At 74.0% G+C, this 25370-nt stretch carries 26 protein-coding genes and 1 riboswitch; of the genes, 14 read left to right on the top strand and 12 right to left on the bottom strand.

Annotated features, from left to right (window positions below; genetic code table 11):
- Positions 1 to 95: 95 nt before the first annotated feature.
- Positions 96 to 818 carry a VIT family protein gene (locus PZB77_RS25115; protein WP_275494890.1) on the bottom strand — a complete coding sequence of 241 codons (723 nt, stop codon included), beginning with the start codon at positions 816 to 818 and terminating at the stop codon, positions 96 to 98.
- Between the two features lie 110 nt (positions 819 to 928).
- Here PZB77_RS25115 and PZB77_RS25110 point away from each other — a divergent pair, with 110 nt between their 5' ends.
- The 5 genes from PZB77_RS25110 to PZB77_RS25090 all read left to right on the top strand — a co-directional run bounded on the left by PZB77_RS25110 (position 929) and on the right by PZB77_RS25090 (position 5703).
- Entirely contained in the window at positions 929 to 1903 is a 975-nt protein-coding gene (locus PZB77_RS25110; RefSeq protein WP_275494889.1) for a DEDDh family exonuclease, read from the top strand.
- Between the two features lie 69 nt (positions 1904 to 1972).
- Positions 1973 to 2206 (top strand): hypothetical protein, encoded by a 234-nt coding sequence (locus PZB77_RS25105; protein ID WP_136320436.1) that lies wholly within the window; start codon positions 1973 to 1975, stop codon positions 2204 to 2206.
- Positions 2207 to 2266: 60 nt separating this feature from the next.
- Positions 2267 to 3076 (top strand): SURF1 family protein, encoded by an 810-nt coding sequence (locus PZB77_RS25100; RefSeq protein WP_275494888.1) that lies wholly within the window; start codon positions 2267 to 2269, stop codon positions 3074 to 3076.
- A 76-nt stretch (positions 3077 to 3152) separates the two neighbouring features.
- A complete protein-coding gene (locus PZB77_RS25095; RefSeq protein WP_275494887.1) occupies positions 3153 to 4943 on the top strand; it encodes a glycoside hydrolase family 15 protein in 1791 nt (596 codons plus the stop codon).
- A 4-nt stretch (positions 4944 to 4947) separates the two neighbouring features.
- Complete coding sequence (locus PZB77_RS25090) at positions 4948 to 5703, top strand: SDR family oxidoreductase (protein ID WP_275494886.1); 756 nt, start codon at positions 4948 to 4950, stop codon at positions 5701 to 5703.
- Positions 5704 to 5748: 45 nt separating this feature from the next.
- On the opposite strand, the gene amaP is transcribed toward PZB77_RS25090, so the two are convergent.
- The 5 genes from amaP to PZB77_RS25065 all read right to left on the bottom strand — a co-directional run bounded on the left by amaP (position 5749) and on the right by PZB77_RS25065 (position 8156).
- Positions 5749 to 6327 (bottom strand): alkaline shock response membrane anchor protein AmaP, encoded by a 579-nt coding sequence (gene amaP / locus PZB77_RS25085; protein ID WP_275494885.1) that lies wholly within the window; start codon positions 6325 to 6327, stop codon positions 5749 to 5751.
- Positions 6328 to 6331: 4 nt separating this feature from the next.
- On the bottom strand, positions 6332 to 6973 hold the full coding sequence (locus PZB77_RS25080) for a DUF6286 domain-containing protein (RefSeq protein ID WP_275496209.1): 642 nt from the start codon (positions 6971 to 6973) through the stop codon (positions 6332 to 6334).
- A 44-nt stretch (positions 6974 to 7017) separates the two neighbouring features.
- Positions 7018 to 7371 (bottom strand): hypothetical protein, encoded by a 354-nt coding sequence (locus PZB77_RS25075; protein WP_275494884.1) that lies wholly within the window; start codon positions 7369 to 7371, stop codon positions 7018 to 7020.
- The gene (locus PZB77_RS25070; RefSeq protein ID WP_275494883.1) at positions 7368 to 7559 is read right to left on the bottom strand and encodes a hypothetical protein; all 192 of its coding nucleotides are present in this window, start codon (positions 7557 to 7559) and stop codon (positions 7368 to 7370) included. The genes PZB77_RS25075 and PZB77_RS25070 overlap by 4 nt, the downstream gene beginning before the upstream one ends.
- 108 nt (positions 7560 to 7667) lie before the next feature.
- Positions 7668 to 8156, bottom strand: coding sequence for an Asp23/Gls24 family envelope stress response protein (locus PZB77_RS25065; RefSeq protein WP_275494882.1), 489 nt, complete (start codon positions 8154 to 8156; stop codon positions 7668 to 7670).
- 96 nt (positions 8157 to 8252) lie between these two features.
- Here PZB77_RS25065 and PZB77_RS25060 point away from each other — a divergent pair, with 96 nt between their 5' ends.
- On the top strand, positions 8253 to 9083 hold the full coding sequence (locus PZB77_RS25060) for a hypothetical protein (RefSeq protein WP_275494881.1): 831 nt from the start codon (positions 8253 to 8255) through the stop codon (positions 9081 to 9083).
- 41 nt (positions 9084 to 9124) lie between these two features.
- On the opposite strand, the gene PZB77_RS25055 is transcribed toward PZB77_RS25060, so the two are convergent.
- The 3 genes from PZB77_RS25055 to PZB77_RS25045 form a co-directional block, all read right to left on the bottom strand.
- Positions 9125 to 9916: an enoyl-CoA hydratase/isomerase family protein gene (locus tag PZB77_RS25055; RefSeq protein ID WP_275494880.1), complete on the bottom strand. Its 792-nt coding sequence runs from the start codon at positions 9914 to 9916 to the stop codon at positions 9125 to 9127.
- 140 nt (positions 9917 to 10056) lie between these two features.
- Positions 10057 to 10278 (bottom strand): helix-turn-helix domain-containing protein, encoded by a 222-nt coding sequence (locus PZB77_RS25050; RefSeq protein ID WP_266702971.1) that lies wholly within the window; start codon positions 10276 to 10278, stop codon positions 10057 to 10059.
- Between the two features lie 377 nt (positions 10279 to 10655).
- Positions 10656 to 12254, bottom strand: coding sequence for an ABC-F family ATP-binding cassette domain-containing protein (locus PZB77_RS25045; RefSeq protein WP_275494879.1), 1599 nt, complete (start codon positions 12252 to 12254; stop codon positions 10656 to 10658).
- Positions 12255 to 12477: 223 nt separating this feature from the next.
- On the opposite strand from PZB77_RS25045, the gene PZB77_RS25040 reads away from it, so the two are divergent.
- Positions 12478 to 12909 (top strand): VOC family protein, encoded by a 432-nt coding sequence (locus PZB77_RS25040; RefSeq protein ID WP_275494878.1) that lies wholly within the window; start codon positions 12478 to 12480, stop codon positions 12907 to 12909.
- Positions 12910 to 12942: 33 nt separating this feature from the next.
- Here the strand turns inward: PZB77_RS25040 and PZB77_RS25035 are convergent, their stop codons facing one another.
- The 3 genes from PZB77_RS25035 to PZB77_RS25025 form a co-directional block, all read right to left on the bottom strand.
- Positions 12943 to 14271, bottom strand: coding sequence for a hypothetical protein (locus PZB77_RS25035; RefSeq protein ID WP_275496208.1), 1329 nt, complete (start codon positions 14269 to 14271; stop codon positions 12943 to 12945).
- A 183-nt stretch (positions 14272 to 14454) separates the two neighbouring features.
- Complete coding sequence (locus tag PZB77_RS25030; RefSeq protein ID WP_275494877.1) at positions 14455 to 15582, bottom strand: alpha/beta fold hydrolase; 1128 nt, start codon at positions 15580 to 15582, stop codon at positions 14455 to 14457.
- 127 nt (positions 15583 to 15709) lie between these two features.
- Entirely contained in the window at positions 15710 to 16393 is a 684-nt protein-coding gene (locus PZB77_RS25025; protein WP_275494876.1) for a class II aldolase/adducin family protein, read from the bottom strand.
- Positions 16394 to 16692: 299 nt separating this feature from the next.
- Between PZB77_RS25025 and PZB77_RS25020 the strand changes: the two genes are divergently transcribed.
- From PZB77_RS25020 to PZB77_RS24990, 7 genes are all read left to right on the top strand, one after another.
- A complete protein-coding gene (locus PZB77_RS25020) occupies positions 16693 to 17973 on the top strand; it encodes an inorganic phosphate transporter (RefSeq protein ID WP_275494875.1) in 1281 nt (426 codons plus the stop codon).
- 12 nt (positions 17974 to 17985) lie between these two features.
- Entirely contained in the window at positions 17986 to 18216 is a 231-nt protein-coding gene (locus PZB77_RS25015) for a hypothetical protein (RefSeq protein ID WP_275494874.1), read from the top strand.
- Between the two features lie 161 nt (positions 18217 to 18377).
- Positions 18378 to 18512, top strand: a riboswitch (cobalamin riboswitch).
- Between the two features lie 124 nt (positions 18513 to 18636).
- Entirely contained in the window at positions 18637 to 19629 is a 993-nt protein-coding gene (locus PZB77_RS25010; protein ID WP_275494873.1) for a cobalamin biosynthesis protein, read from the top strand.
- Positions 19626 to 21311: a cobyric acid synthase gene (locus PZB77_RS25005; RefSeq protein WP_275494872.1), complete on the top strand. Its 1686-nt coding sequence runs from the start codon at positions 19626 to 19628 to the stop codon at positions 21309 to 21311. Before PZB77_RS25010 ends, PZB77_RS25005 begins: the two co-directional genes overlap by 4 nt.
- Positions 21308 to 23398 (top strand): putative cobaltochelatase, encoded by a 2091-nt coding sequence (locus PZB77_RS25000; RefSeq protein ID WP_275494871.1) that lies wholly within the window; start codon positions 21308 to 21310, stop codon positions 23396 to 23398. Before PZB77_RS25005 ends, PZB77_RS25000 begins: the two co-directional genes overlap by 4 nt.
- Positions 23398 to 24012, top strand: a complete 615-nt coding sequence (gene cobO, locus PZB77_RS24995) for a cob(I)yrinic acid a,c-diamide adenosyltransferase (protein ID WP_275494870.1) — start codon at positions 23398 to 23400, stop codon at positions 24010 to 24012. The genes PZB77_RS25000 and cobO overlap by 1 nt, the downstream gene beginning before the upstream one ends.
- Positions 24009 to 25370: a cobyrinate a,c-diamide synthase gene (locus PZB77_RS24990; RefSeq protein WP_275494869.1), complete on the top strand. Its 1362-nt coding sequence runs from the start codon at positions 24009 to 24011 to the stop codon at positions 25368 to 25370. Before cobO ends, PZB77_RS24990 begins: the two co-directional genes overlap by 4 nt.

The raw sequence follows: 25370 nt of genomic DNA, 5'->3' as shown, positions 1-25370 counted from the left end.
ACCACCAAGTAATCGGGACCAACCGCCCTGATTGTTTGGTGAGTTCCACCAACCGCCGCCGACCGTCGCACTCCGTCCGCCGTGCCGCGCCGGTCTCACACCCCGGCCGCCCCCAGCAGCGTCCCCGCCGCGTAGGTGACGCCCATCGCCAGCGCTCCGCCGCCCGCGTTGCGCAGGACCGCCGGGACCGCCGGGGCGCCGCCCAGGCGGGCGCTCCACCAGCCGGTCACCGTGAGGGCGACGAGCACCGCCACCACGGTCACCAGCAGCCGGTAGGCGGACGGGGGCAGCGCGATGGCGAGCAGCGGCAGCAGTGCGCCCGCCGTGAAGGCGAGGAAGCTGGCGCCCGCCGCGTGCCACGGGTCGGTGAGCCCGTCGGGGTCGATGCCGAGCTCCACCTCGGCGTGGGCGCGCAGCGCGTCGCGTTCGGTGAGCTGGCGGGCGGCCTCGCGGGCCAGTGGGTGGCTGAGGCCCTTGCCCTCCAACAGGGCGGTCAGCTCGACGAGTTCCGCCTCCGGATCGTCCCGCAGCTCGCGGCGTTCGGTGGCGAGCGCGGCCTTCTCGGAGTCGCGCTGGGTGGAGACGGAGACGTACTCGCCCGCCGCCATGGACATCGAACCGGCCAGCAGTCCGGCGAGGCCGGCCGTCAGCAGCGCGCTCCTGCTGCCCGTGGCGCCCGCCACACCGACGACGAGGCCGGCGGTGGAGACCACGCCGTCGTTGGCTCCGAGGACCGCGGCGCGCAGCCAGTTCAGCCGGGTGCCGAGACCGCCGGCGTGGGGCTCGTCGTGGCCGTCGGGGGCCTGGTTCGGCGTCATCTTGGGATCGTGCCACCGCCCGGCGGCGACGTGGGGCTCGTGTACCGCATCGGAGCCCGCGGGACAGCCGAATAGGGGAGTGTCGGTCGTGGCCCGTATTCTCTTGGACCATGCTCGACGACCGTCAGACCGCAGCACCGTGGCCGGCCGCGTATCCCCAGGGGTACGCGGTCGTCGACGTGGAGACCACCGGCCTCGCCCGCGACGACCGGATAGTGTCCGCCGCCGTCTACCGCCTGGACGCCCGGGGGGAGATCGAGGATCACTGGTACACGCTGGTCAACCCCGAGCGCGACCCGGGTCCGGTGTGGATCCACGGCCTGACCAGCGAGGTGCTCGAAGGCGCCCCGCTCTTCACGGAGATCGCGGGACAGCTCTCGGAGTACCTCGCCGGCCGGGTGCTGGTCGCCCACAACGCCGCGTTCGACTGGTCGATGATCGCCCGGGAGTACGCGCGCGCCTCGGTGGTCGCCCCGGTCCAGCAGCGGCTCTGCACCATCGCGCTCGCCAAGGAGCTGCGACTGCCGCTGCCCAACCACAAGCTGTCGTCGCTGGCTTCGCACTTCGGGGTCGTCCAGGAGCGGGCGCACCACGCGCTGGACGATGCCCGGGTGCTGGCCGAGGCTTTCCGGCCGAGCCTGCGGGCGGCCGCACGGGACGGGGTGCGGCTGCCGTTGCTGGAGTGCCTGCCGCTGACCGAGTGGTCCGACTCGCCGGTACGGCCGAAGATCGGCCACCAGCCGTCGTACGGGCAGACCAGCTGGCGCCCCTCGCGGAAACGGGCCGCCTGTCCGTACCCCAATCCGGGGCGCTACAGCGCCGACCAGCCGCTGAAGCAGGGCATGCGGGTGGCGTTCTCCGGGGACACCTCGGTCGACCGCGAACTGCTGGAGGACCGGGCGGTGGAGGCCGGGCTGCACGTGGCGACGAGTGTGTCGCGCCTCACCAGCCTGCTCGTCACCAACGATCCGGACTCCGCGACGTCGAAGACGGTCAAGGCGAAGTCGTTCGGCACCCCCGTGGTGGACGAGGCCGCCTTCACGCATCTGCTGCGGGACGTGGCACCGGCCTCCCCCCCGGCATAGGAGTGAACCGGCGGCGACTCGCCCGCCGACCGCTCGCCCCCCGCGCGCCCGGGTCCCACCCTGTGGCGCATGGCACGTTGTGAGGTTTGCGGAAACGACTACGGGATGTCCTTCGAGGTGCACGCGCAGGGCGCGGTGCACGTCTTCGACTGCTTCGCCTGCGCCATCCACCGCATGGCACCGATCTGCGAGCACTGCCGCGTGCAGGTGATCGGGCAGGGCGTCGAGGTGGACGGGCACTGGTTCTGCGGCGGTCACTGCGCCCGCGCCGAGGGGAAGGCGGGCATCGTGGACAAAGTGTGACGGGTCCACCGGACCACCCCACCGTGACGTGCTCCCCGGCCCCGGTTGTACCGTCATGGGGTGTACCGCTTCCTGTTGACCCGGCAGTGGGTGCTCGTCACCCTCCTCCTTCTCGTCCTGATCCCGACCATGGTCGAGCTGGGCTTCTGGCAGCTGCACCGCCATCAACACAAGGTGGCGCAGAACGCCCTGATCGCGCGGAACCTCGCGGCCGATCCGGAGCCTGTCCAGCGGCTCACCTCGCCGGGCCACACCGTGCCCCGCGCGGACTACTGGCGCACGGTCACCGCCCAAGGCACCTTCGACACCGCCCACGAGGTCGTGGTGCGCCGCCGGACGTCCGACGACGACCGGATCGGGGTGCACGTCCTCACTCCGCTGAACCTCGACGGCGGCGGCACCGTCATGGTGAACCGCGGCTGGATCGAGGCCGCCGCCGACCAGGCGGCCTTCCCCGACGTGCCGCCCGCCCCCCGGGGCGACGTCACCGTCACCGGGCGCCTGATGGCGGACGAGACGACGGGCACCAGCGGCATCAAGGATCTCAGGGGACTGCCCGACCGCCAGGTCATGCTGATCAACAGCGCCCAGCAGTCCGCGCTGCTCTCCCGCCCCGTCCTCGGCGGCTACATCGAGATGACCGCGCCCGAGGCCGCCGGGAACTCGCCCGAGCAGATCGCCACCCCCGACCACGATTCGATCGGCCCCCACATGGCGTACGCCGTGCAGTGGTGGCTGTTCGCGGCCGGCGTGCCGGTGGGCTGGGTGGTCCTGGTACGCCGTGAGAAGCGTGACCGGGCCGAAGCGGCCGCGGCACGGGCCGCCGGGGCCGAGGACGGCGCCGGGCAGCCGGAACCCGCCCGCGTGTAGACACCCGCCCCCGCGGCCGCCCTTTCCCGGCATCGCGTCTGCTTAGCAACACCCCCGTTCGGGAAAACGCAACTGCGTGACACAACGCATCGAGGACTACGCCCTCATCGGCGATCTCCAGACGGCCGCTCTCGTCGGCCGGAACGGTTCCGTCGACTGGCTCTGCCTGCCCCGCTTCGACTCCGGCGCCTGCTTCGCGGCTCTGCTCGGGGACGAGGACAACGGCCACTGGCGGATCGCGCCCGAGGGCACCACGGCATCCGACACCTGTACCCGCCGCGGCTACGCCGGCGACTCCCTCGTCCTGGAGACGTTCTGGGAGACCCCCACCGGCACCGTCAAGGTCATCGACTTCATGCCGCAGCGCGACAAGTCGCCCGACGTGATGCGGATCGTCGAGGGCGTCAGCGGGAGTGTCGAGATGAGCTCGGTGCTGCGGCTGCGCTTCGACTTCGGTTCCATCGTGCCGTGGATGCGGCGCTCGCACGGCCACCGGGTGGCGGTGGCCGGACCGGACTCCGTCTGGCTGCGCAGCGATCCGCCGGTCAAGACGTGGGGGCAGCAGTTCAGCACCTGCTCGTCGTTCACCGTCGCCGAGGGCGAGCAGGTGGCGTTCGTCCTGACCTGGCACCCCTCGCACTCGCCGCGGCCGAAGCTGATCGACCCCTACAAGGCGCTGAAGCACACCCTGAAGGACTGGGCGAAGTGGTCGGCGACCTGCACCTACCAGGGGAAGTACCGGGACGCGGTGCTCCGGTCGCTGATCACGCTGAAGGCGCTGACCTACCGGCCGACCGGCGGAATCGTCGCGGCTCTGACCACCTCGCTGCCGGAGGAGATCGGCGGCGTACGGAACTGGGACTACCGCTACTGCTGGCTGCGGGACTCCACGCTGACCCTGGGCGCGCTCCTCTCGGCCGGCTACCTGGACGAGGCGGCGGCCTGGCGGGACTGGTTGCTGCGCGCGGTCGCGGGCGATCCGGCGGACCTGCAGATCATGTACGGGCTGGCCGGTGAGCGCCGGCTGCCCGAGACCGAACTGCCCTGGCTCGCCGGGTACGAGAACTCGCGGCCGGTCCGTACCGGCAACGCGGCGGTCCACCAGCTCCAGCTCGACGTGTACGGCGAGGTGATCGACTCCCTCCGCCTCGCCCGGGACGCCGGTCTGAGCGACAAGCCGCACGCCTGGAACCTCCAGCTCAGCCTGCTCGGCTTCCTGGAGTCCACCTGGCGCCGACCGGACGAGGGCCTGTGGGAGATCCGGGGCGAGCGGCAGCATTTCGTCCACTCCAAAGTGATGGCCTGGGTCGCGGCCGACCGGGCGGTGACCTCCCTGGAGGCCGACCCCTCGCTGCCGGGTGACCCCGACCGCTGGCGCGCGATGCGCGACGCCGTCCACGCGGAGGTGTGCGAGAAGGGGTACGACCCGGTGCGCAACACCTTCACCCAGTCGTACGGGTCGAAGGCGCTGGACGCGGCGACGCTGCTCATGGTCCGTACGGGATTCCTGCCGCCGGACGACCCGCGGATCGTCGGCACGGTCGACGCGGTCCGCGCGGAGCTGGGCAGCGACGGCCTGGTCCGCCGCTACAGCACCGAGGGGGCGTCGGTGGACGGGCTGCCGGGCGAGGAAGGGGCCTTCATCGTCTGCACGTTCTGGCTGGCGGACGCGCTGTTGCGGACCGGCCGGCCCGCCGAGGCGGAGGAGCTCTTCGAGCGGCTGCTGGAGCTCCGCAACGACGTGGGGCTCCTCGCCGAGGAGTACGACACGGTGACGGGGCGCCAGCTGGGGAACTACCCCCAGGCGTTCAGCCACATCGGTCTGGTCAACACGGCGGTCGCCCTCATGGAGGGCGAGGCACTATAGAGCCATGGATCTTGGACTGAAGGACCGCGTCTACCTCGTCACCGGAGCCACCCGGGGGCTGGGGAACGCCGCCGCGACCGCCCTGGCGGCGGACGGCGCGAAGGTGATCATCACCGGCCGGGACGAGAAGAGCGTCACGGCGGCTGCCGCCGCGCTCGGACCGGACGCCCTCGGCGTCGCGGCCGACAACGGCGACCCGACCGCCGCGACGCGGCTGCTGACGGCGGCCAGGGAGAGGTTCGGCCGGCTCGACGGCGTACTGATCAGTGTCGGCGGCCCGCCCCCCGGTTCCGCCGCCGACAACACCGACGAGCAGTGGCAGGCGGCCTTCGAGTCGGTCTTCCTCGGTGCGGTCCGCCTGGCCCGCGCCGCGGCGGCCGAGCTCGGGGAGGGCGGTGTCATCGGCTTCGTGCTCTCCGGCTCGGTCCACGAGCCGATCTCCGGACTGACCGTCTCCAACGGGCTGCGCCCCGGTCTGGCCGGTTTCGCCAAGTCCCTGGCGAACGACCTCGGACCCCGCGGGATCCGGGTGGTCGGACTTCTGCCGTCCCGCATCGACACCGACCGGGTCCGTGAACTCGACGCGCTCTCGGGCGACGCGGAGGCGGCCCGGACCGCGAACGAGTCGCGCATCCCGCTGCGCCGCTACGGCACCCCCGAGGAGTTCGGGAAGACCGCGGCCTTCCTGCTCTCCCCCGCCGCGTCCTACCTGACGGGGATCATGCTGCCGGTGGACGGCGGAGCCCGGCACGGGTTCTGAGCGGTCCGGGCCCGGCCCGGGTGACCACCCGGCCGGGCCCGTCCGTCAGGTGACGCGTTCCGCGCGGTGCTTGACGGCCTTCAGCAGCACCTCGGCCGGCAGCTTCTCCAGCCCGGCCGAGGCGCGGGCGTGGGCCAGCGCCTCCTCGGAGAGGCCGCGCAGCGCCTCCGCCGGCACGGCGTGCGGTTCCAGCCGCATCCCGACGCGGGCCTGCGGGGCGCTCCGCCGGCCGCTCAGCGACACCTGGGCGCGGGCGACGCCGTCGAGGTGGCCCGCCTCGGCGGCGAGGACGCCCTCCAGGGCCCGCCCCCGCAGCAACGCGCCCTCGCCGTCGCCGCTGTCGACCAGCACTTCGGCGAGCCGGCCGCGCCGGAGCTGGGCGAGGAGCCACCACAGGGCGAGGACGACCAGGACGGCGAGGATCGCGATGACGGTCGGCCACCACCAGCCCTCGTCGCGCCGGCTGGTCCGGTCCGCGTCGCTGAGCAGCACGTCGGACGCGCCGCTCCACGGGAACCAGGACGGCACCGGGGCGCCGAAGCCGGTGGCGAGCACGGCGCCGCCGACGACGACGAGGATCAGCCCGGCGAGGGCCAGCAGGACCCGGTTCACCGTTCGGAGCATGGCGCTATCCCTTCTTGGCGGGCCGGCGGACGTGGACCGAGAGCTTCGGCGGTTTGGCGAGGCCGAGTTCGCCGACGGCGGCGGAGAGCGCGGAGTCCAGGTCCGCCCGTACCTCGTCCAGTTCGCGGAAGTGCGAGACCGCCCGGACGGCGGCCTTGCGGCGGCCCGTCCTGACCCGTACCGACTGCACGCCGGACACCTCCACGGCCCGGTCGCGCAGGACCAGGGAGGCCGCGTCGCGGTCGAGGGCCGCGTGCACCCCGGGGTACCGGCGGCTCATCGGCAGGAGGCCGCGCAGCCCCGGGGTGAGGGCGAGCAGGAGCAGCCACAGCCCGAGAGCGGCGGCGACGCCCGCACCGGTGCGCACCCACACGTCGTCGAGGGGCCGTTCGGCGAGGCCGTCCGCGAGGGAGCGCCGCCACCGCATCGCCGGACGGTCGGCGCGGACGGCCGCGACGTCGTAGAGGAAGAGCCCCGAGGCGCCGAGGACGACCAGCGCCAGGAGGGCCGCCGGGACGCGGCGGGCCGACCAGAAGCGTCCGGCCCGTCCGCCCCCGCGGTCGTCCGTCGCGGGGACGGGCCGGTACGAGGACGAGGAGGAGTCCTGGCCCGGGCCGGGCGGATCCGGCGGCTCGACGACGGGCAGCCGTTGGGTGCCGTGCTCCGGACCGTCCTGGTACGAGGGCTCGCTCACCGGATCCTCCCCTGTGCGCCGGAGCCCGTGGCGGCCGAGTGCAGGCGTTCGACCCGCACGGCCACCTCGGGCACGTCCATGCCCGCCAACGTCTTGACCCGCTCGGCGACCCGGTTCCGTACGGCGCCGCACTGGCGGCCGATGTCGCCGGGGTAGCCGAGCTCCAGACTGACGTGTACCCGGGCGGAGTCCCGGTGAACGGTGACCGAGGCATGGGGTGGCGCACCGTCCTCGGGGACGCCGTCGACCGCCTCCCGGGCGGCCTGCGCCGCGATCTTCGCCACCACCCGGTCGGCGATCCGGGTCTCACCCCGCTCGGCCGCCGGGACCGGGCCGGTCACCTCGCTCACCGTTGCCGGTCGCCGCGCTCGCGACTCCGGAAGAAGTCGCCGGGTTCCAGGTCGCCGTCCAGGAAGCGGCCGGCGATGAAGCCGATCGCCCCCAGTGCGGCGACCAGCAGGAAGGCACCGAATCCGCCGAAGTATCCGGCGAATCCGAGTGCCATGCCGGCCACCATGCCGACCACGGCCATGCTCATGCTGACTCCTCAACTCCCTGGTCGCACAGGGGTAACCGGATCCGGTGGACCGGCGGACCGCCGGGCCGCGGGGTGTGCTGGGACACCGGGCGCATGGTGCGGCCGGGGCTACTGGACCCGCGAGGAGGAACCGTCGTCGTCATCGTCTTCCTCGTCGGGCAGCTTGACGTCGCTGACCGCGATGTTGACCTCGACGACTTCGAGCCCGGTCATCCGCTCGACGGCGGCGACGACGTTCTCGCGGACGTCACGCGCCACCTCGTGGATGGGGAAGCCGTAGTCGACGACGATCTCCAGATCGAGCGCGGCCTGGGACTCGCCGACCTCGGCCTTCACCCCGCGCGAGGGCGACTTGGAGCCGCTGCCACCGCCGGGGACCCGGTCGCGCATGGCGCCGAAGGTACGGGACAGCCCGCCCCCCATGGCGTGCACACCGTCGACGTCGCGTGCCGCGAGGCCGGCGATCTTCTCGACGACCCCGTCCGCGATCGTGGTGCGCCCGCGGGTACCGGCGTCGCCCGCGCGCTTGGTCAGGCTCCTGCCCCGGTCTTCACCGGAGCTGTCCGGGCCGGGGCGCTGCGTGGTGGTCTCACTCATGGCCGCTCATCCCTTCGATGGGGCAGGGGTGTACTCCCTTGCCCACATTAAGTGCGCTTGTCCGGGTTCGCGCTGCGGATGCGGCAGGCTGGGGCGATGACGACTGCGGACGGCCCCGGGCGGGCGAATGGATGGGCGGCCGCGGTGCGCGAGCGGCTGGGTCTGGGCCGGTTGCTCCCTCTGGGCGGCCCGGCGGACGGAGCGTGGATCGCGGAACGCGCCGCCGCTTCGGTGCTGCGGGACTCGGCGGGGCCCGGCACGGTGCTCGGGCGGCTGCGCATCGGTGCGGCGACGGCGGGCGCGGACCCCGGCCCGCCGGCGCGGGAAGACGTGGGAGCGGACGAAGGGCGGGAGCGCGCGGACGGGCGTCCGCCCGCCCCTCCCAGCGCGCTGCCGGCGGGTCCGCTGCGGATCGAGGCGGAGTTCGCCGCCGCCGCCGACCGGCCGCTGCCGACGTCCGCCGCGCTGCTCAGGGAGGCGCTGCTGGAGGCCGCCTCCCGGCGGCTGGGCCTCGACGTGGCCGAGGTGGATCTGCGGGTGACGGGCCTGCTGGACGGGGGACGGGTGCCCGGGACCGGGGAGGGGGCGGCCGGTGCGCCCCGGCCCGAGGTCCGCGCGGCGCGGGACGACGGGGCGGTGGGTCTGGCGGCCGCCGCGGTTCCCGGGGTGGTCTCGCTGACCCGGGTGCTGGGCGCGCCGGTGACCACGTCCGACGATCATGTGCGGGTCGAGGTGGCGACGGCCGGGGGCCATCGCGCGCTCGATGTGGCCCGGGCGGTGCGGACGGCGGTGACGGGCGCCCTGGAGGACGGGCCGCCGGTGTCGGTGCTGGTCACCGCTGTGGTGGCGGCCCCCACCACGGAGGCCGCCGTGGTGGAGACGACCGTGGTGAAGACCACCGTGGTGGAGGCTCCGGAGCCCCGCTGAGGGCCGGCGGCGCCGGCCGGCCCTCGGGGCGGGCGGGGCCGTCAGTCGGTGAGGCCGGCCAGGTCGCGCAGACGGCGGCCCTGGGCGGCCCGCTCGGCGGCGCGCTGCTCCTCGTACGTGCGTGAGACGGCGCCGTGCAGCAGCGCCTTGGTCTCCACGACGGCGTCGCGCGGCGCGGCCAGCAGGGCGGCGGCCAGGTCCTGGGTCGCGGCGTCGAGCTGGTCGGCGGGGACGACGAGATTGGCGAGACCGAGGCGCTCGGCCTCCGGGGCGAGCACGAAGCGGCCGGTGGCACACATCTCCAGCGCGCGGGCGTACCCCACGAGATGGACCAGGGGGTGGGTGCCCGTGAGGTCGGGGACGAGACCGAGGCTGGTCTCCCGCATGGCGAACTGCGCGTCCTCGGCGGCGATCCGCAGGTCGCAGGCGAGGGCGAGCTGGAATCCCGCGCCGATGGCATGGCCCTGGACCGCCGCGATCGACACGATGTCGTTCCGCCGCCACCAGGTGAACGCCTCCTGGTAGGAGGCGATGATCGCGTCGAGTTCGGACTCGGGACCGCGTGCCATGTCGAGGAAGGACGGCTCACCGTCGAAGCCCTCGGGGGCGAACGCCTGCCGGTCGAGGCCCGCGGAGAAGGACGCGCCCTCGCCGCGGAGCACCACGACCCGCACGGTGCCGGGGACTGCCCGCCCGGCCTCCGTCAACGCCCGCCACAGAGCGGGAGACTGAGCGTTGCGCTTGGCCGGGTTGGTCAAGGTCACCGTGGCGACCGCGTCTTCGACGGTGAGTCGTACGCCGTCCTTGTCGAGCAGCGGGTCGAGCGAGGTCATCGTGCGCCTCCGGATCGGGGTGCTGTCAGCACTTGACTTGCTAAGTGACTGAACAGTAACCACCTGGCCGGCCAGTCGGCCGACCGGGTGGTCATCCCGGTCCGGGGGGCACGTGCCCGCCCGCGACCCGCCGTCGGCCCTCAGGCCGATGCGGCCTTCTTGCCGCGTGTCGCCCCGCCGCGTCCCCGCAGGGTCACGCCGGATTCGCTGAGCATCCGGTGGACGAATCCGTAGGAGCGGCCGGTTTCCTCGGCCAGTGCCCGGATGCTCGCCCCGGAGTCGTACTTCTTCTTCAGGTCTGCCGCGAGCTTGTCACGCGCGACGCCGGTAACCCGGCTGCCCTTCTTCAGAGTCTCGGCCACCCGTGCCTCCTCAAGGAAGTGCGCTCTGGAATCTCATGATCACCCCTACCGTGCGCCCTGGCCACCCATTCGGCAAGGTACGTACAACCCGATTCCGCGCCAGGGAAGGGGGCCACGGACGCGGAATGAAGCATTCCGAGGGGCTCACGAGGCAGGTGGGGAGAGCACGGAACGGAAGGTGCAGGTCAGGGCCGTGCGGGTGCGGGGCACGGATACGACGGCGCCCGGCAGGTATCTGCCGGGCGCCGCGCCGAGGGATGAGACCGTCTCGCACAGATGAGGGATCACGCGTAGGCCGAATGATCCATCCGGGGTGGATCATTCGATCCGGGCGGCGTCAGCCGCGCCTCTCTCCCCCGGGCGGTCCGCGGGACCGGTCAGGCCAGGGCCACCAGGTCGCGGTAGTCCGCGCCCCAGAGGTCCTCCACCCCGTCGGGGAGCAGGATGATGCGCTCGGGCTGGAGCGCCTCGACCGCGCCCTCGTCGTGCGTGACGAGGACGACCGCGCCCTTGTACGTGCGCAGGGCGCCGAGGATCTCCTCGCGGCTGGCCGGGTCGAGGTTGTTGGTGGGTTCGTCGAGCAGCAGGACGTTGGCCGAGGAGACGACCAGGGTGGCCAGCGCCAGCCGGGTCTTCTCGCCGCCGGAGAGGACGCCCGCGGGCTTGTCCACGTCGTCGCCGGAGAAGAGGAACGAGCCGAGGGTCTTGCGGACCTCGACCAGGTCGAGGTCGGGGGCGGCCGAGCGCATGTTCTCCAGGACCGTGCGCTCCGGGTCGAGGGTCTCGTGCTCCTGGGCGTAGTAGCCGAGCTTGAGGCCGTGGCCCTCGATGATCTCGCCGGTGTCGGGCTTCTCGGCGCCGCCGAGGAGGCGCAGCAGGGTGGTCTTGCCGGCGCCGTTGAGGCCGAGGATGACGACGCGGGAGCCCTTGTCGATCGCGAGGTCGACGTCGGTGAAGATCTCCAGCGAGCCGTACGACTTGGAGAGGCCCTCCGCCATCAGCGGGGTCTTGCCGCAGGGCGAGGGCTCGGGGAAGCGCAGCTTGGCGACCTTGTCGGAGACCCGGACCGCCTCCAGCCCGGCGAGCAGGCGGTCGGCGCGCTTGGCCATGTTCTGGGCCGCGACGGTCTTGGTGGCCTTGGCGCGCATCTTGTCGGCCTGCGAGTTGAGCGCCGCGGCCTTCTTCTCGGCGTTCTGGCGCTCGCGCTTGCGGCGCTTCTCGTCCGCCTCGCGCTGCTGCTGGTAGAGCTTCCAGCCCATGTTGTAGACGTCGATCTGGGACCGGTTGGCGTCCAGGTAGAAGACCTTGTTGACGACCGTCTCGACGAGGTCGACATCGTGGGAGATCACGATGAAGCCGCCCCGGTAGGACTTGAGGTAGTCGCGCAGCCAGACGATGGAGTCGGCGTCGAGGTGGTTGGTGGGCTCGTCGAGGAGGAGGGTGTCGGCGTCCGAGAAGAGGATGCGGGCGAGCTCGACACGACGGCGCTGACCACCGGAGAGGGTGTGCAGCGGCTGGCCCAGCACCCGGTCCGGGAGGCTGAGGGCCGCGGCGATGGTGGCGGCCTCGGCCTCGGCGGCGTACCCGCCCTTGGTGAGGAACTCCGTCTCCAGGCGCTCGTACTTCTTCATCGCCTTCTCGCGGGTGGCGCCCTTGCCGTTCGCCATCCGCTCCTCGTTCTCGCGCATGCGGCGCAGGATCTCGTCCAGGCCGCGGGCGGAGAGGATGCGGTCCCGGGCGAGGACGTCGAGGTCGCCGGTGCGCGGGTCCTGCGGGAGGTAGCCGACCTCGCCGGAGGAGGTGATCGTGCCGCCGGCGGGGGTGCCCTCGCCGGCCAGGCACTTGGTGAGGGTGGTCTTGCCGGCGCCGTTGCGGCCGACGAGACCGATGCGGTCGCCCTTGGCGATGCGGAAGGACGCGTTCTCGATGAGGATGCGGGCGCCGGCGCGCAGCTCGATGCCGGAAGCGGTGATCACGGTAAGACTCCAGGGCGGTATGGACGGCGGAGGGACGAGGGGCGGAGGTCTCTCGACGCCGCTAATGCACAAGGAGAATTGCCATGGGCCCATTCTACGGGCGGTGCGCAACTCCTCCGCCGTGCACGGGCCCGGACCGCCGGGCGGTGCCAGAATGAGACGGGGATCACATCGCTCCGCGAGTGTCGGGGAAGCCGGAGAAGTCGGAGAAGGGTGACGAGCCATGGCGGACACGGCACACGGCAGAACGTCCGGCGCTCCGACCGTCTTCCCGACGGTCCTGTACGAGGACGCGAGGGCGGCGATCAGGACGCTGACCCAGGCTCTGGGTTTCGTCGAGGAAGCGGTGTACGAGGGCGAGGACGGCAGGGTGGTCCACGCCGAGCTGTCCCTGGGCAACGGCCGCGTGATGCTGGGGTCCCGGGGACGCGAGGGCGCCTTCGCGCGGGCCATGGCGGGGGCGGGTCCGGCGGGCGTGTACGTCGTCCTCCCGTCGGCGGACGCCGTGGACGCCCACCACGCCCGGGCGGCGGCCCACGGGATGGAGATCCTCGTGCCGCCGGCCGACCAGGAGTACGGCTCCCGGGAGTACCTGGCCCGGGACGCCGAGGGCAACGTGTGGAGCTTCGGGACGTATGCCCCGGGCCGCGCCTGAACGACGCCCCCGGGCCCCGGGGGCGCCATTCGGTCAGGCGCGGCTGCCGCCGGTGTGCACCTGGAAGGCCGCACGGCGCATCGCCTTGGCGAGTGCCGGGTCGGGGTGGGCGGCGGCGAGCGCGACCAGGACCTGAACGGTGCGCGGGTGGCCGACCGCCCGGACCTCTTCGAGCAGCGCCGGGACGGTGCCCTGGACGGCGGAGTCGAGGTGGCGCACGAGCAGCCCGGTCTCCCCGTGGTCGGCGACGGCCGCCGCGGTGTCCACCCAGAGCCAGGTGGCCTCCTCGCGGCTGAGCACCTCCTGGGCGTCGTCCGGGTCGGCGCCCTCGTACTCGGCGAGCCAGAGCAGGGCGTACGGGCGGAGGGAGGGATGCGTGACGACCGCGCGTACCTCGGGTTCGGCCGGCGCGCCGACGACGCGCAGCGCCTCGAAGGCGAGTCCGCGCAGCAGGGCGTCCTCGCCCCGGGCGACGGTGAGCAGTTCGGCGACGGCGCCGGGGACCGTACGGGCGGCGAGCCAGGCGCGGTACTCGGCGCGGGCCGGGCCCGGGGTGAGGCGGGCGCAGCCGAGCAGCATGTCGGCGGCGGACTGCTCGATGTTCCCGGCCGGACTCTGCGCGGCGACGCAGATCTGCTCCAGCTTGACCCAGACCGCCCAGTTGCCCAGCGGGGTGAGGGTGGCGTGGCCCGGTTCGAGGGTGAGGGCGCCGACTGCGGCGAGACCCTCCAGGGCCCAGTGGAGCAGCAGCTCGTTCAGCCCTTCGGAGGGGGCGGCGGCCGGGGTGCCGGGCTGCGCGACGGCCGGGGCTCCCTCGGCCCCGGGGGCGTACGGCACCTCGCACCGCTCCTCGTGGAGCTCGGCGACGCGCTGGCCGAGGAGGTCCAGGAGGACGGCCACGGAGACGGGGCCCGCCGAGAGCTGGAGCAGCGAGAGGACCTGCGGCACCGCCTCGATCGCCTCGGCGACGGCGGTCGTCTCGATGCCCTCGGGCGAGGCGTGCACGAGCGACCAGGCGTCGAAGAGCGCGACCCAGCCGCGGAGCACCGCGGAGTCGTCGCGGTCCCAGGCCCGCAGGCGCCAGCCGGGGCGCACGGTGTCGCCGTGCACCTCGACGAGACCGGCCAGCCGGGCGCGGTCCCAGCCGGCCAGCACGCGGTCGGGGGTGAGGTTCAGGTCGGCGGCGGCGCGTGCCAGGTCGGGGGCGGCGAGCGGCGCCGTGGCGGGGCTGCCGCCGTCGGCGGCCCAGTGGGCGACCCGGACGTCCGTGGCGAGCACCTCCCTGGCCTGGCGGGCCAGTTCGGTGCGTGGCGGAGTGCCCTCGGGGGGGCGCGGGGCGGGCCTGGTGCGGCGGGTGGTCACGGCCTTGCGCGCCGTGGCGAGGGGTCGCGGGCGGACAAGTCGCAGCCTGGAGTCGCGCGGGTTACGGGACGTCACGGGGAGCAGTCTTGCCTCTGACGGGCCGAAAGCCCAAACGGAGGACGCGCCGCCTCGTGCGAGCGGCCCCGCCCGGCCGTCATCAACCGGGCGGTTTGCCCTCAACCCTCACATCAGGGGCGTGAGAAAGCGGCGGAGGGTCTCCTCGTAGGCGGCGGGCTCCGGGTTCCACATGGACGCGTGCGGAGCGTCGGGCACCGTGTGCAGGGTGACGAGGTCGGGGCGGAGGGCGGCGAGCTCCCGCGAGGGTCCCCAGGGGGCCAGGGTGTCACCGGGGCCGTGGAAGATCAGCGTGGGGACGTGCAGGACGGTGGGCAGCCTGCCCTGGAGGAGCGGGGCGCCGCGCAGGCCGGTCCTCCCCTGGGCGGCGCGGACGGCGAGCGGCATCAGCGCGGCCGGGACTCCCCGGGCGGCGGCGAGGGCGCGCAGGGTGGTCTCCCAGTCCATCACGGGCGAGTCGAGCACGAGGCCGCTGACGTGGTCGCGGAGCGCGGAGTCGACGTAGGCGTACAGGGCCATGGTGGCGCCGGACGACCAGCCGAGCAGGACGACCTTCTCGGCGCCGTAGCGCAGGGCGTAGCGGATCGCGGCGTCGAGATCGCGCCACTCCGACGCTCCGAGGTGGCCGAGCCCGTCCGGGGAACGCGGGGCCCCGGCGTCGCCCCGGTAGGCGAGGGCGAGCACCGGGAAGCCCAGGTCGTGCAGGAAGCCCGTGACGTTCAGGGTGTGTTCGCGGGTGGCGCCGACGCCGTGCAGGGCGATGACCCAGGTGGAGCGGTCGGCCGGGGTGAACCAGGCGGGAAGCGCGCCGAGTTCGCCCGGGATCTCGACGTCGTGGTGGAGGAGGCCGAGGGCGCTGCCGGGGTCGCCCCGGTGGACCTGCGGGGTGGCGCGGACCCGGGTGCCCGGTTCGAGGGCGCCGTGGGTGACGCGTTCGAGGCGGCGGACGACGGTGTCGGCCGAGAGCGCCGGTGCGTCCAGCACCGGGCCGACGACGGCGTGCACGTCCGGGCCGGAGAGTCCCCAGACGCCGGGGCGGAGCGCGGCGAAGGAGCGGGTCAGAGTCACCTGCCCGGGCGCCGTCGCGTGCACGGTCAGGCCGCGGTCGGCGGGAAGGGGGCGGCCGGCGGGCACCGTGAGAGCGGTGCCGCCGGCGTATCTGCCGACGGCGACCGCTGCCGCGCCGGCGCCGAGGATCGTGGACACGGCCGCTGCCGTCGCTGTTGCCTGGCGCACGGCCCCAGTCTCGGGGCAAGGGGGTGCGGGAGGCCAGTGGGATGGGCCGTCCGGTGGGGGCGGCGTGTCGCGGGGCGTGCCGCGTGGGGCGGCGGCCGGGTGCGGGCCCCCGGAGGCGCCGGCCGGGTCAGCCCGGCTGGCCGTAGGTCCGCAGCGCGTCGGAGACCTCGTCGAGTTGCTCCGCGGTGAGCAGGGAGGGGGCGCGGCCGGGGACGGAACTGGCCGCGAGCCAGACCCGGCAGAGCCACTCCAGCTGGGCGGTGCGCTCGTACGCCTCGTCCGGATGCGTCCCGTAGGTGACCGTGCCGTGGTTGCGGAGCAGGCAGCCGGTGCGGTCGCGGAGGGCGGTGAGCATGTTCGCCGCCAGTTCGGGGGTGCCGTAGCGGGCGTAACCGGCGGTGCGGACCGGTCCGCCGAGCATCGCGGCGGCGTAGTGCACGGGCGGGATCTCGTCGACGAGCGTCGAGACGGCGGTGGCGTGCACGGCGTGGGTGTGGACGACGGCGAGGGCGCCGGTGGCGCGGTAGACCGCCAGGTGGAGCGGGAGTTCGCTGGTGGGGGTGAGGGTGCCGACGGTGCGGCGGCCCGTGAGGTCGACGCCGAGGAGGTCCTCGGGGCCGAGCCGGTCGTACGGAACTCCGCTCGGGGTGACCAGGACGGTGTCGCCCACGCGGACGGAGACGTTGCCGGAGGTACCGACGACCAGCCCCTCCGCCGCCGTCCTGCGCGCCGTGCGGACGAGGTCCTCCCATGCCCGGGCGAGCGCGTGCCGCTCCGGTGGGTTCCGCTTCGCCGCCCGCTCCTCGGTCATGGAGGAGATCATAGGGACCGCCACGACGGCTTCCTGTGAATCCGCCGGGGACCGGGCGACCGGGCGGGAACGTGACCGGAAAGACATCCGGGGGCCCGGCGGGCTCCCTCGTGCGGAGGGACTCGCCGGTCGGGGGCAGTCCCCGCACCGCGCCGGCGGCTCCGGGCGATCTTCCGCGGACTCGAGCGGAATGACCCGCCCCGCCGAAGGGCACCGCGACGCCCCGCCCAGTTCATCTTCCGTTCACCCAGGTTGCTTACGTTCACCCTGCCAATGACGTCGAACGATTGCCTGGGTAAATGGAACACATCACGCTGCTGCTCGCGATAGTCGTCGCGACAGCTCTCGTGTTCGATTTCACGAACGGTTTCCACGACACCGCCAACGCGATGGCCACCACCATCTCGACCGGCGCCCTGAAGCCCAAGACAGCGGTGGCCATGTCGGCCGCCCTCAATCTGGTCGGCGCTTTCCTGTCGGTGGAGGTCGCGAAGACGATCTCCGGCGGGATCGTCTCCGAGGACGGCCTGAGAACCGAGGTCATCTTCGCGGCGCTCGTCGGCGCCATCCTGTGGAACCTGGTGACCTGGCTGGTCGGTCTGCCGTCCAGCTCGTCCCACGCCCTGTTCGGCGGCCTCATCGGCGCCGCGGTGATGTCCGCGGGCTGGTCCTCGGTCAACGGCGGCACCGTCGTCACCAAGGTCCTGCTGCCCGCCGTCGCCGCCCCGCTGGTGGCGGGTGCGGCCGCGATGCTCGCGACGAAACTGTCGTACCGCGTCAACCGGAACATCACCGACGAGGCGCAGCTGAAGTCGACGGCCAAGGGCTACCGGGCCGGACAGATCGCGTCCGCGGGTCTCGTCTCGCTCGCCCACGGCACCAACGACGCGCAGAAGACGATGGGCATCATCACCTTGGCGCTCGTCACCGGTGGCGTCCTCTCCCCCGGCTCGAACCCGCCGGTCTGGGTGATCTTCTCGGCCGGTCTGGCCATCGCGCTGGGTACGTACCTCGGCGGCTGGCGCATCATCCGCACGATGGGCACCGGGCTGACGGACCTCCAGCCGCAGCAGGGATTCGCCGCCCAGACCAGCGCGGCGACCGTCATCCTCGCCTCCTCGCACCTCGGCTTCTCGCTCTCCACCACGCAGTCGTGCTCCGGCGCGGTGATGGGGGCCGGGCTCGGCCGCAAGGGCGGGACGGTCAAGTGGTCCACCGCGACCCGGATGTTCGTCGCCTGGGGCCTGACGCTCCCGGCGGCGGGCCTGGTCGGCGCGGGCGCCGAGTTCCTGACCCGGCAGGGCACCTGGGGCATCGTGCTGGTCGCCGTGCTGCTCGTGGCGGGGTCCGGGGTCATCTGGCAGCTGTCGCGGCGCCGGCCGGTCGGCCACGCGGACATCGCCGGGGCGGAGCATGAGCCCGCGGACGTCGTCGCCGCGGCCGTCGTCGCCGTCTCCCCGCCGCCCGCCGCGGTGCCGGCCGCCGGTCTCCCGGTCACCGGTCTCACCGCCACCATCCCCTCGCCGCTCCCGACCCCCCTCCCCGCGACCACCGACCCGGCCCGTCCGGCAGCGGTGTAAGGACTCGCCCCCATGAAAATCGACTGGGCAGCACTCGCCACCGTTTTCGGTGTCAGCCTCGTGGTCACCGTGGCGCTGGTCGGCTTCTTCAGCCTCGGCGTCGTCGGCCTCGCCAAGCGGGCCGGCGAACTCCGCGGCAGTGTCTCCGGCTCGGCCTCCGCACTGGTGCGCACCGGCGCGTACGCCTCCTTCGCGCTGTGCGCGGCGGCGGTCGTGTACGGCATCTACCTGATCGTCGCCTGACCCGCTCCCCCCGGGGGCACCCCCTTTTCCGCTCGTCGGGCCGGACACCCCGTGTGTCCGGCCCGATGTGTGTCCGCGCACACTGCGGCCCCGCAGGTCAACGGCGAGTTGACTGGCCTTCGCGCTGCGTGGTGGACTGCCGGAGCCATTTCGGCGACAGCAGAGGAAGCCGGTGCGAATCCGGCGCGGTCCCGCCACTGTCACCGGGAGGCGGCGCCCCAGAGCCTGGTCACGGTCCGCAGCGCGGACCCGCGGACCGGCGAGGGAACGCCGCCGTTCCGGGAGCCAGGACACTCTCGTCGCCGTTTCGTCGAACCAGGGCGCGGACCCTGAGTGAGGACACACGCCATGCCCGGCCGCCGTGCGCCCGACCCTCTGCCGACCCCCCTGGGGACCCTGCGTCGCACGGCGGGCTGAGCGGTGCGTGGAGCCCGCGTCTTCGCGTACGGGGCCACAGCGGGGCTGGTCGCCGACCGGCTGCTGGGCGACCCCCGGCGGGGCCATCCGGTCGCTGGCTTCGGCCGGGCCGCCGCCGCCGTGGAGCGGCGTCTGTGGCGCGACCACCGGGGCCGGGGCGCGTTGCACACCCTGGTGTGCGCCGGGGCCGCCGTGGGGGCGGCCGCGCTCGCGGCCCGTGCCGTACGCCGCACTCCCGGCGCTGCCGTCGCGCTGACGGCCGCCGTCACCTGGTCCGTCGTCGGCGGTACGTCGCTGGGGCGCGAGGCCAGGTCCATCGGCGCGGCGCTCGACGCCGGGGACGTCGAGGCGGCCCGGAAGCGACTGCCGCATCTGTGCGGCCGCGATCCGCAGGCGCTCGACGGTCCGGGGATCGCCCGTGCCGTCGTGGAGTCCGTCGCGGAGAACACCTCGGACGCCGTCGTCGGCGCCCTGGTGTGGGGTGCGCTGGCCGGGGTCCCCGGGCTGGCCGGCTTCCGCGCGGTGAACACGCTCGACGCGATGGTCGGTCACCGCTCGCCGCGCCACCGCCGTTTCGGCTGGGCCTCGGCCCGGCTGGACGACGTCGCGGGCTGGCCGGGTGCCCGGCTCACCGCCGCCCTCGCGGTGGCCGCCGGCGGGCGGCCGGCGCAGGCGGTCCGGGCCTGGCGCGCCGACGCCGGCCGCCACCCGAGCCCGAACGCGGGCCCGGTGGAGGCCGCGTTCGCCGGGGCGCTCGGCGTACGGCTGGGCGGGACGCTCGCGTACGGCGGGCGGGTCGAGCACCGGCCGGTGCTGAACGGCGCGGGGGGACGGGACGTGAGCGTGGAGAGGGGCGACATCGAACGGGCGGTACGGCTGTCGCGCCGGGTCGGTGTGCTGGCCCTGGTGGTCTGCGCCGCCGGACGGCTGGCCGCGGAGCGACTGGTGGCCGGGCGACCGGCGGGACGAGCGAGCACGGAACGGGGACGGGCATGAGCGGCGGCACCGGCACACGGCGGGGCGGCGGCCTGCTCGTCGCGGGCACCACCTCGGACGCCGGGAAGAGCGTCGTCACGGCGGGGATCTGCCGGTGGCTGGTGCGCCAGGGGGTGAGGGTCGCCCCGTTCAAGGCGCAGAACATGTCACTGAACTCCTTCGTGACCCGGGAGGGCGCCGAGATCGGGCGGGCTCAGGCCATGCAGGCGCAGGCCGCCCGGGTGGAGCCGTCCGCGCTGATGAACCCGGTGCTGCTCAAGCCCGGTGGCGACCGCTCCAGCCAGGTCGTGCTGATGGGCAGGCCGGTGGGCGAGATGAGCGCGCGCGGCTACCACGGGGGCCGGCAGGAGTCGCTCTTCGGGACGGTCGTGGAGTGTCTGGAACAGCTCCGGGGTACGTACGACGCCGTGATCTGCGAGGGGGCGGGCAGTCCGGCCGAGATCAATCTGCGGCGCACCGACATCGTCAACATGGGGGTGGCGAGGGCCGCGCGATTCCCGGTGCTGGTCGTCGGCGACATCGACCGGGGCGGGGTGTTCGCCTCGTTCTTCGGTACGACGGCGCTGCTGAGCGCCGAGGACCAGGAGCTGGTCGCGGGGTACCTCGTCAACAAGTTCCGCGGTGACGTGTCGTTGCTGGAGCCGGGTCTGGACATGCTGCTGGGGCTGACCGGGCGGCGGACGTACGGAGTACTGCCCTTCACCCGCGGCCTCGGCATCGACGAGGAGGACGGGCTGCGCGTGTCGCTGCGCGGCAGCGTCCGCGAGTCGGTCGTGGCCCCTCCGCACGGGGAGGACGTGCTGCGGGTCGCGGTGTGCGCGGTGCCGCTGATGTCGAACTTCACCGACGTGGACGCGCTCGCCGCGGAACCGGGTGTGATCGTGCGGTTCGTGGACCGGCCGGAGGAGCTGGCCGACGCGGACCTGGTCGTGGTGCCCGGTACCCGGGGCACCGTGAAGGCGCTGGAGTGGCTGCGCGCCCGGGGGCTCGCGGACGCCCTGGTCCGGCGGGCGGCCGAGGGCCGTCCGGTGCTGGGAATCTGCGGCGGCTTCCAGGTGCTCGGCGAGCGCGTCGAGGACGAGGTCGAGTCCCGGGCGGGGGTGGTGGAGGGTCTGGGCCTGCTGCCGGTCCGTGTCCGGTTCGCGCGGGAGAAGACGCTGGCCCGGCCGGTCGGTACGGCGCTCGGCGCGCCGGTCGAGGGGTACGAGATCCACCACGGCGTCGCCGACGTGCGGGGCGGCGAGCCCTTCCTGGACGGGTGCCGGGTGGGCCAGGTGTGGGGGACGCACTGGCACGGGTCGCTGGAGAGCGACGCGTTCCGGCGGGCGTTCCTGGCGGAGGTCGCCCGGGCCGCCGGGCGGCGGTTCACCGCCGCCCCGGACACCAGCTTCGCCGCGCTCCGTGAGGAGCAGCTGGACCTGCTGGGCGACCTGATCGAGGAGCACGCGGACACCGATGCCCTGTGGCGCCTGATCGAGGAGGGCGCCCCGGCGGGGCTGCCGTTCGTCGGACCGGGCGCCCCGGTGCTGCCGGGGGCGGGGGCGGACGTGGGGTCCGTGCCGTCGTCCGCACCCCCACCCGCACCCGCATCCCGGTCCGCACCCGCGCCCGCACAGCCGCCGGTCGCCCTGCGTACGGACCTTTCCGACCCCGTCCCGGACATCTCTCTGGAGGCCTTGTGAACACGCCGTATCCGTTCACCGCGATCGTCGGTCAGGACGACCTGCGGCTCGGGCTGCTGCTGAACGCCGTGTCGCCGGCGGTCGGCGGGGTGCTGGTGCGCGGGGAGAAGGGGACCGCGAAGTCCACCGCCGTACGCGCGCTGGCCGCGCTGATGCCGCGGGTCGCGGTCGTGCAGGGCTGCCGGTTCTCCTGCGATCCGGTCTCCCCCGACCCGGCGTGCCCGGACGGCCCGCACCCGGCGGCGCCCGGCGTCGCGCGGCCGGCGCGGACGGTGGAGCTGCCGGTCGGGGCCTCCGAGGACCGGCTGGTCGGCGCGCTCGACATCGAACGGGCGCTCGCCGAGGGCGTGAAGGCCTTCGAGCCGGGTCTGCTCGCCGACGCGCACCGGGGCATCCTCTACGTGGACGAGGTCAACCTCCTCCACGACCACCTGGTGGACCTGCTGCTGGACGCGGCGGCGATGGGTGCCTCGTACGTGGAGCGTGAGGGCGTCTCCGTACGGCACGCGGCGCGATTCCTGCTGGTCGGCACGATGAACCCCGAAGAGGGCGAGCTGCGGCCGCAGTTGCTGGACCGGTTCGGGCTGACGGTGGAGGTGGCCGCCTCCCGGGACACCGATCTGCGGGTGGAGGTCGTGCGGCGGCGTCTCGCGTACGACGACGATCCGGCGGCCTTCGCGGCGGTGTGGGCCGACGAGGAGAACGCGCTGCGCGCGCGGATCACCGCCGCCCGCGCCCTGCTCCCCCGGGTCGTCCTCGGGGACGGGGCGCTGCGGCGGATCGCCGCGACTTGCGCCGCGTTCGAGGTGGACGGGATGCGTGCGGACATCGTGATGGCGCGGACCGCGACGGCGCTGGCCGCCTGGGCGGGCCGCGAGGAGGTGACCGCCGACGACGTGCGGCAGGCCGCCCTGCTGGCTCTCCCGCACCGGCGGCGGCGCAATCCCTTCGACGCGCCGGGGCTCGACGAGGAGAAGCTCGACGAGACGCTCCGTCAGGCCGCCGAGGAGGAGGACCGACGGGACGAGCGGCGCGGGGACGGGGGTCCCGGCCCCGACTCGGACTCCGACTCCGACTCCGACCGTGATCCCGATCCCGATCCGGACGGGCCGGGCGACGGAGGCGGGGTGCCGCCGCAGGGGGGCGGTCCCGAGGACGCGCCACCGTCGCCGTCGGAGCAGTCGCCGTCGCCGGAGAGCGCGGGCGCCCCGGACGGCGGGCAGGACGGCCGGGGTGGTCCGGCCGGTGGCGAGCAGCAGCCGGTCGCGGCGGCCGAGCCGTTCCGGACCAAGGCGCTGAGCGTCCCCGGTCTCGGTGAGGGCGCGGCGGGCCGCCGGTCCCGGGCCCGTACCGAGCACGGGCGGACGACGGGGGCGCGGCGTCCGGAGGGGGCGCTGACCAAGCTGCACATGGCGGCGACCGTTCACGCGGCGGCACCCCACCAGCGGGCACGCGGCCGGTCGGGGCGGGGTCTCGTGGTGCGCCGGGACGATCTGCGGCAGGCGACCCGGGAAGGGCGGGAGGGGAACCTCGTGCTCTTCGTGGTGGACGCCTCCGGGTCGATGGCGGCCCGGCAGCGGATGGGCGCCGTGAAGGGCGCGGTGCTGTCGCTCCTGCTCGACGCGTACCAACGCCGGGACAAGGTGGGTCTGGTGACGTTCCGGGGGCGGGGCGCCGAGCTGGTACTGCCGCCGACCTCGTCGGTGGACGCGGCGGCGGCCCGGCTGGAGACGCTGCCGACCGGCGGGCGCACCCCGCTCGCCGCCGGGCTGCTCAAGGCGCACGACGTGCTGCGGGTGGAGCGGATGCGCGACCCCTCGCGGCGTCCGCTGCTCGTGGTGGTGACGGACGGCCGGGCGACCGGCGGTCCGGAGCCGGTGGCGCTCGCCGCGCGGGCCGGCCGGCTGCACGCCGCCGAGGGGACCACGTCCGTCGTGGTGGACTGCGAGTCGGGGATCGTACGCCTCGGGCTCGCCGCACAGCTCGCCCGCGATCTGGGAGGCGCCGCCGTCACGCTCGACGAGCTGCGCGCGGACTCGATCGCCGGGCTGGTCAAGGATGTTCGAGCAGCCGGGAGGGCCGCGTAATGCCGCAGGGACAGCCGACTTCGGTACCGGAGGACGGGCTCACCACCCGTCAGCGCCGCAACCGTCCGCTTCTTCTCGTGCACACCGGGATCGGCAAGGGGAAGTCGACGGCGGCCTTCGGGCTGGCGCTGCGCGCCTGGAACCAGGGATGGCCGATCGGGGTGTTCCAGTTCGTCAAGTCGGCGAAGTGGAAGGTCGGCGAGGAGAACGCGCTGAAGGTCCTCGGGGCCAGCGGCGAGGGCGGCACGGTCGCCTGGCACAAGATGGGCGAGGGCTGGTCGTGGGTCCAGCGCGGGCCGTCCGGGGAGAACGACAACACGGCGAACGAGGAGAAGGCCCGGGAGGGCTGGGCGCAGGTCAAGCGTGACCTCGCCGCGGAGACGTACAAGCTGTACGTGCTGGACGAGTTCGCCTATCCGCTGCACTGGGGGTGGATCGACACCGAGGACGTCGTGGAGACGCTCCGCAACCGGCCCGGCACCCAGCACGTGGTGATCACCGGCCGCAACGCGCCGCAGGCGCTGCTGGACGCTGCCGACCTGGTGACCGACATGTCGAAGGTGAAGCACCCGATGGACGCGGGCCAGAAGGGCCAGCGGGGCATCGAGTGGTGAACGGCCCCCGCACCCTTCCCCGTCTGGTGATCGCCGCGCCGTCCTCCGGCAGTGGCAAGACCACCGTCGCCACCGGGCTGATGGCCGCCTTCGCCGCGCGCGGACTCGCCGTCTCCCCGCACAAGGTGGGGCCCGACTACATAGATCCGGGCTACCACGCGCTGGCGACCGGGCGGCCGGGCCGCAACCTCGACGCGTACATGTGCGGGACCTCTCTGGTCGAGCCGCTCTTCGCGCACGGGTCGGCGGGCTCGGAACTGGCGGTCGTGGAGGGCGTGATGGGGCTCTTCGACGGGGCCTCGGGCCAGGGCGAACTGGCATCGACGGCGCAGGTCGCGAAGTTGCTGCGGGCTCCGGTGGTCCTGGTCGTCGACGCTTCCTCGCAGTCGCGTTCGGTGGCGGCCCTGGTGCACGGTTTTGCGGCCTGGGACCCGATGGTGCGGATCGGCGGGGTGATCCTCAACAAGGTGGCGTCCGACCGGCACGAGATGCTGCTCCGCGACGCCCTGGAGGAGTCCGGGCTGCCGGTGCTCGGGGTGCTGCGGCGGGCCGCGCGGGTGGAGACCCCGTCGCGCCATCTGGGGCTGGTGCCGGTGGCCGAGCGGCGCACGGACGCCGTGGACGCGGTGGCGGCGATGGGCGAACGCGTGCGGGCCGGCTGCGACCTGGACGCACTGCTGGCGCTGGCCCGGACCGCTCCCCCGCTCCTGGGCGATGCGTGGGAACCGCCGGTGCACGCGTCCCCCGGACCGCGGCCGGTGGTCGCCGTGGCGGGCGGGGCGGCGTTCACCTTCGCGTACGCCGAACACGCCGAACTGCTCACGGCGGCGGGCGCGGAGGTCGTCTCCTTCGACCCGCTCCACGACGAGAAGCTCCCCGACGGTACGGCGGGTCTGGTCGTGGGGGGCGGCTTCCCGGAGGTGTACGCCCCCGAGTTGTCGGCCAACGAGCCGCTGCGCCGGGCGGTCACGGCCCTCGCGGAGAGCGGGGCGCCGGTCGCGGCGGAGTGCGCGGGGCTGCTCTATCTGGCGCGCGAACTGGACGGCCGGCCGATGTGCGGGGTGCTGGACGCGAGCGCCCGGATGTCGGAGCGCCTGACGCTCGGTTACCGGGAAGCGGTGGCGGTCGCGGACAGCTCGCTCGCGGCGGCCGGGACCCGGGTGCGCGGCCACGAGTTCCACCGGACGGTGCTGGAGCCGGGCGCGGGGGCGGTACCGGCCTGGGGCATGCACCTGCCCGAACGCCGGGTGGAGGGCTTCGTCCGGGGCGGGGTGCACGCGAGCTATCTGCACACCCACTGGGCGGCGGCCCCGCAGATGGCCCGGCGCTTCGTGGAGCGGTGCGGCACGGTGCGCTGA

Source organism: Streptomyces sp. AM 2-1-1, from assembly GCF_029167645.1.
Classification (GTDB): Bacteria; Actinomycetota; Actinomycetes; order Streptomycetales; family Streptomycetaceae; genus Streptomyces.
The sequence above is the reverse complement of the archived record's forward strand: the minus strand, read 5'-3'. Positions and strand labels throughout refer to the sequence as shown.

What these genes read in the sequence shown, in the direction of transcription:
- PZB77_RS25115 (WP_275494890.1), bottom strand. Translation starts at nt 818, where the DNA reads ATGACGCCGAACCAGGCCCCCGACGGCCACGACGAGCCCCACGCCGGC.
- PZB77_RS25055 (WP_275494880.1), bottom strand. Translation starts at nt 9,916, where the DNA reads ATGACCTCGCTCGACCCGCTGCTCGACAAGGACGGCGTACGACTCACC.
- PZB77_RS25110 (WP_275494889.1), top strand. Translation starts at nt 929, where the DNA reads ATGCTCGACGACCGTCAGACCGCAGCACCGTGGCCGGCCGCGTATCCC.
- PZB77_RS25065 (WP_275494882.1), bottom strand. Translation starts at nt 8,156, where the DNA reads ATGAGTGAGACCACCACGCAGCGCCCCGGCCCGGACAGCTCCGGTGAA.
- PZB77_RS25070 (WP_275494883.1), bottom strand. Translation starts at nt 7,559, where the DNA reads ATGAGCATGGCCGTGGTCGGCATGGTGGCCGGCATGGCACTCGGATTC.
- PZB77_RS25040 (WP_275494878.1), top strand. Translation starts at nt 12,478, where the DNA reads ATGGCGGACACGGCACACGGCAGAACGTCCGGCGCTCCGACCGTCTTC.
- amaP (WP_275494885.1), bottom strand. Translation starts at nt 6,327, where the DNA reads ATGCTCCGAACGGTGAACCGGGTCCTGCTGGCCCTCGCCGGGCTGATC.
- PZB77_RS25090 (WP_275494886.1), top strand. Translation starts at nt 4,948, where the DNA reads ATGGATCTTGGACTGAAGGACCGCGTCTACCTCGTCACCGGAGCCACC.
- PZB77_RS25015 (WP_275494874.1), top strand. Translation starts at nt 17,986, where the DNA reads ATGAAAATCGACTGGGCAGCACTCGCCACCGTTTTCGGTGTCAGCCTC.
- PZB77_RS25025 (WP_275494876.1), bottom strand. Translation starts at nt 16,393, where the DNA reads ATGACCGAGGAGCGGGCGGCGAAGCGGAACCCACCGGAGCGGCACGCG.
- cobO (WP_275494870.1), top strand. Translation starts at nt 23,398, where the DNA reads ATGCCGCAGGGACAGCCGACTTCGGTACCGGAGGACGGGCTCACCACC.
- PZB77_RS25005 (WP_275494872.1), top strand. Translation starts at nt 19,626, where the DNA reads ATGAGCGGCGGCACCGGCACACGGCGGGGCGGCGGCCTGCTCGTCGCG.
- PZB77_RS25105 (WP_136320436.1), top strand. Translation starts at nt 1,973, where the DNA reads ATGGCACGTTGTGAGGTTTGCGGAAACGACTACGGGATGTCCTTCGAG.
- PZB77_RS25060 (WP_275494881.1), top strand. Translation starts at nt 8,253, where the DNA reads ATGACGACTGCGGACGGCCCCGGGCGGGCGAATGGATGGGCGGCCGCG.
- PZB77_RS25020 (WP_275494875.1), top strand. Translation starts at nt 16,693, where the DNA reads ATGGAACACATCACGCTGCTGCTCGCGATAGTCGTCGCGACAGCTCTC.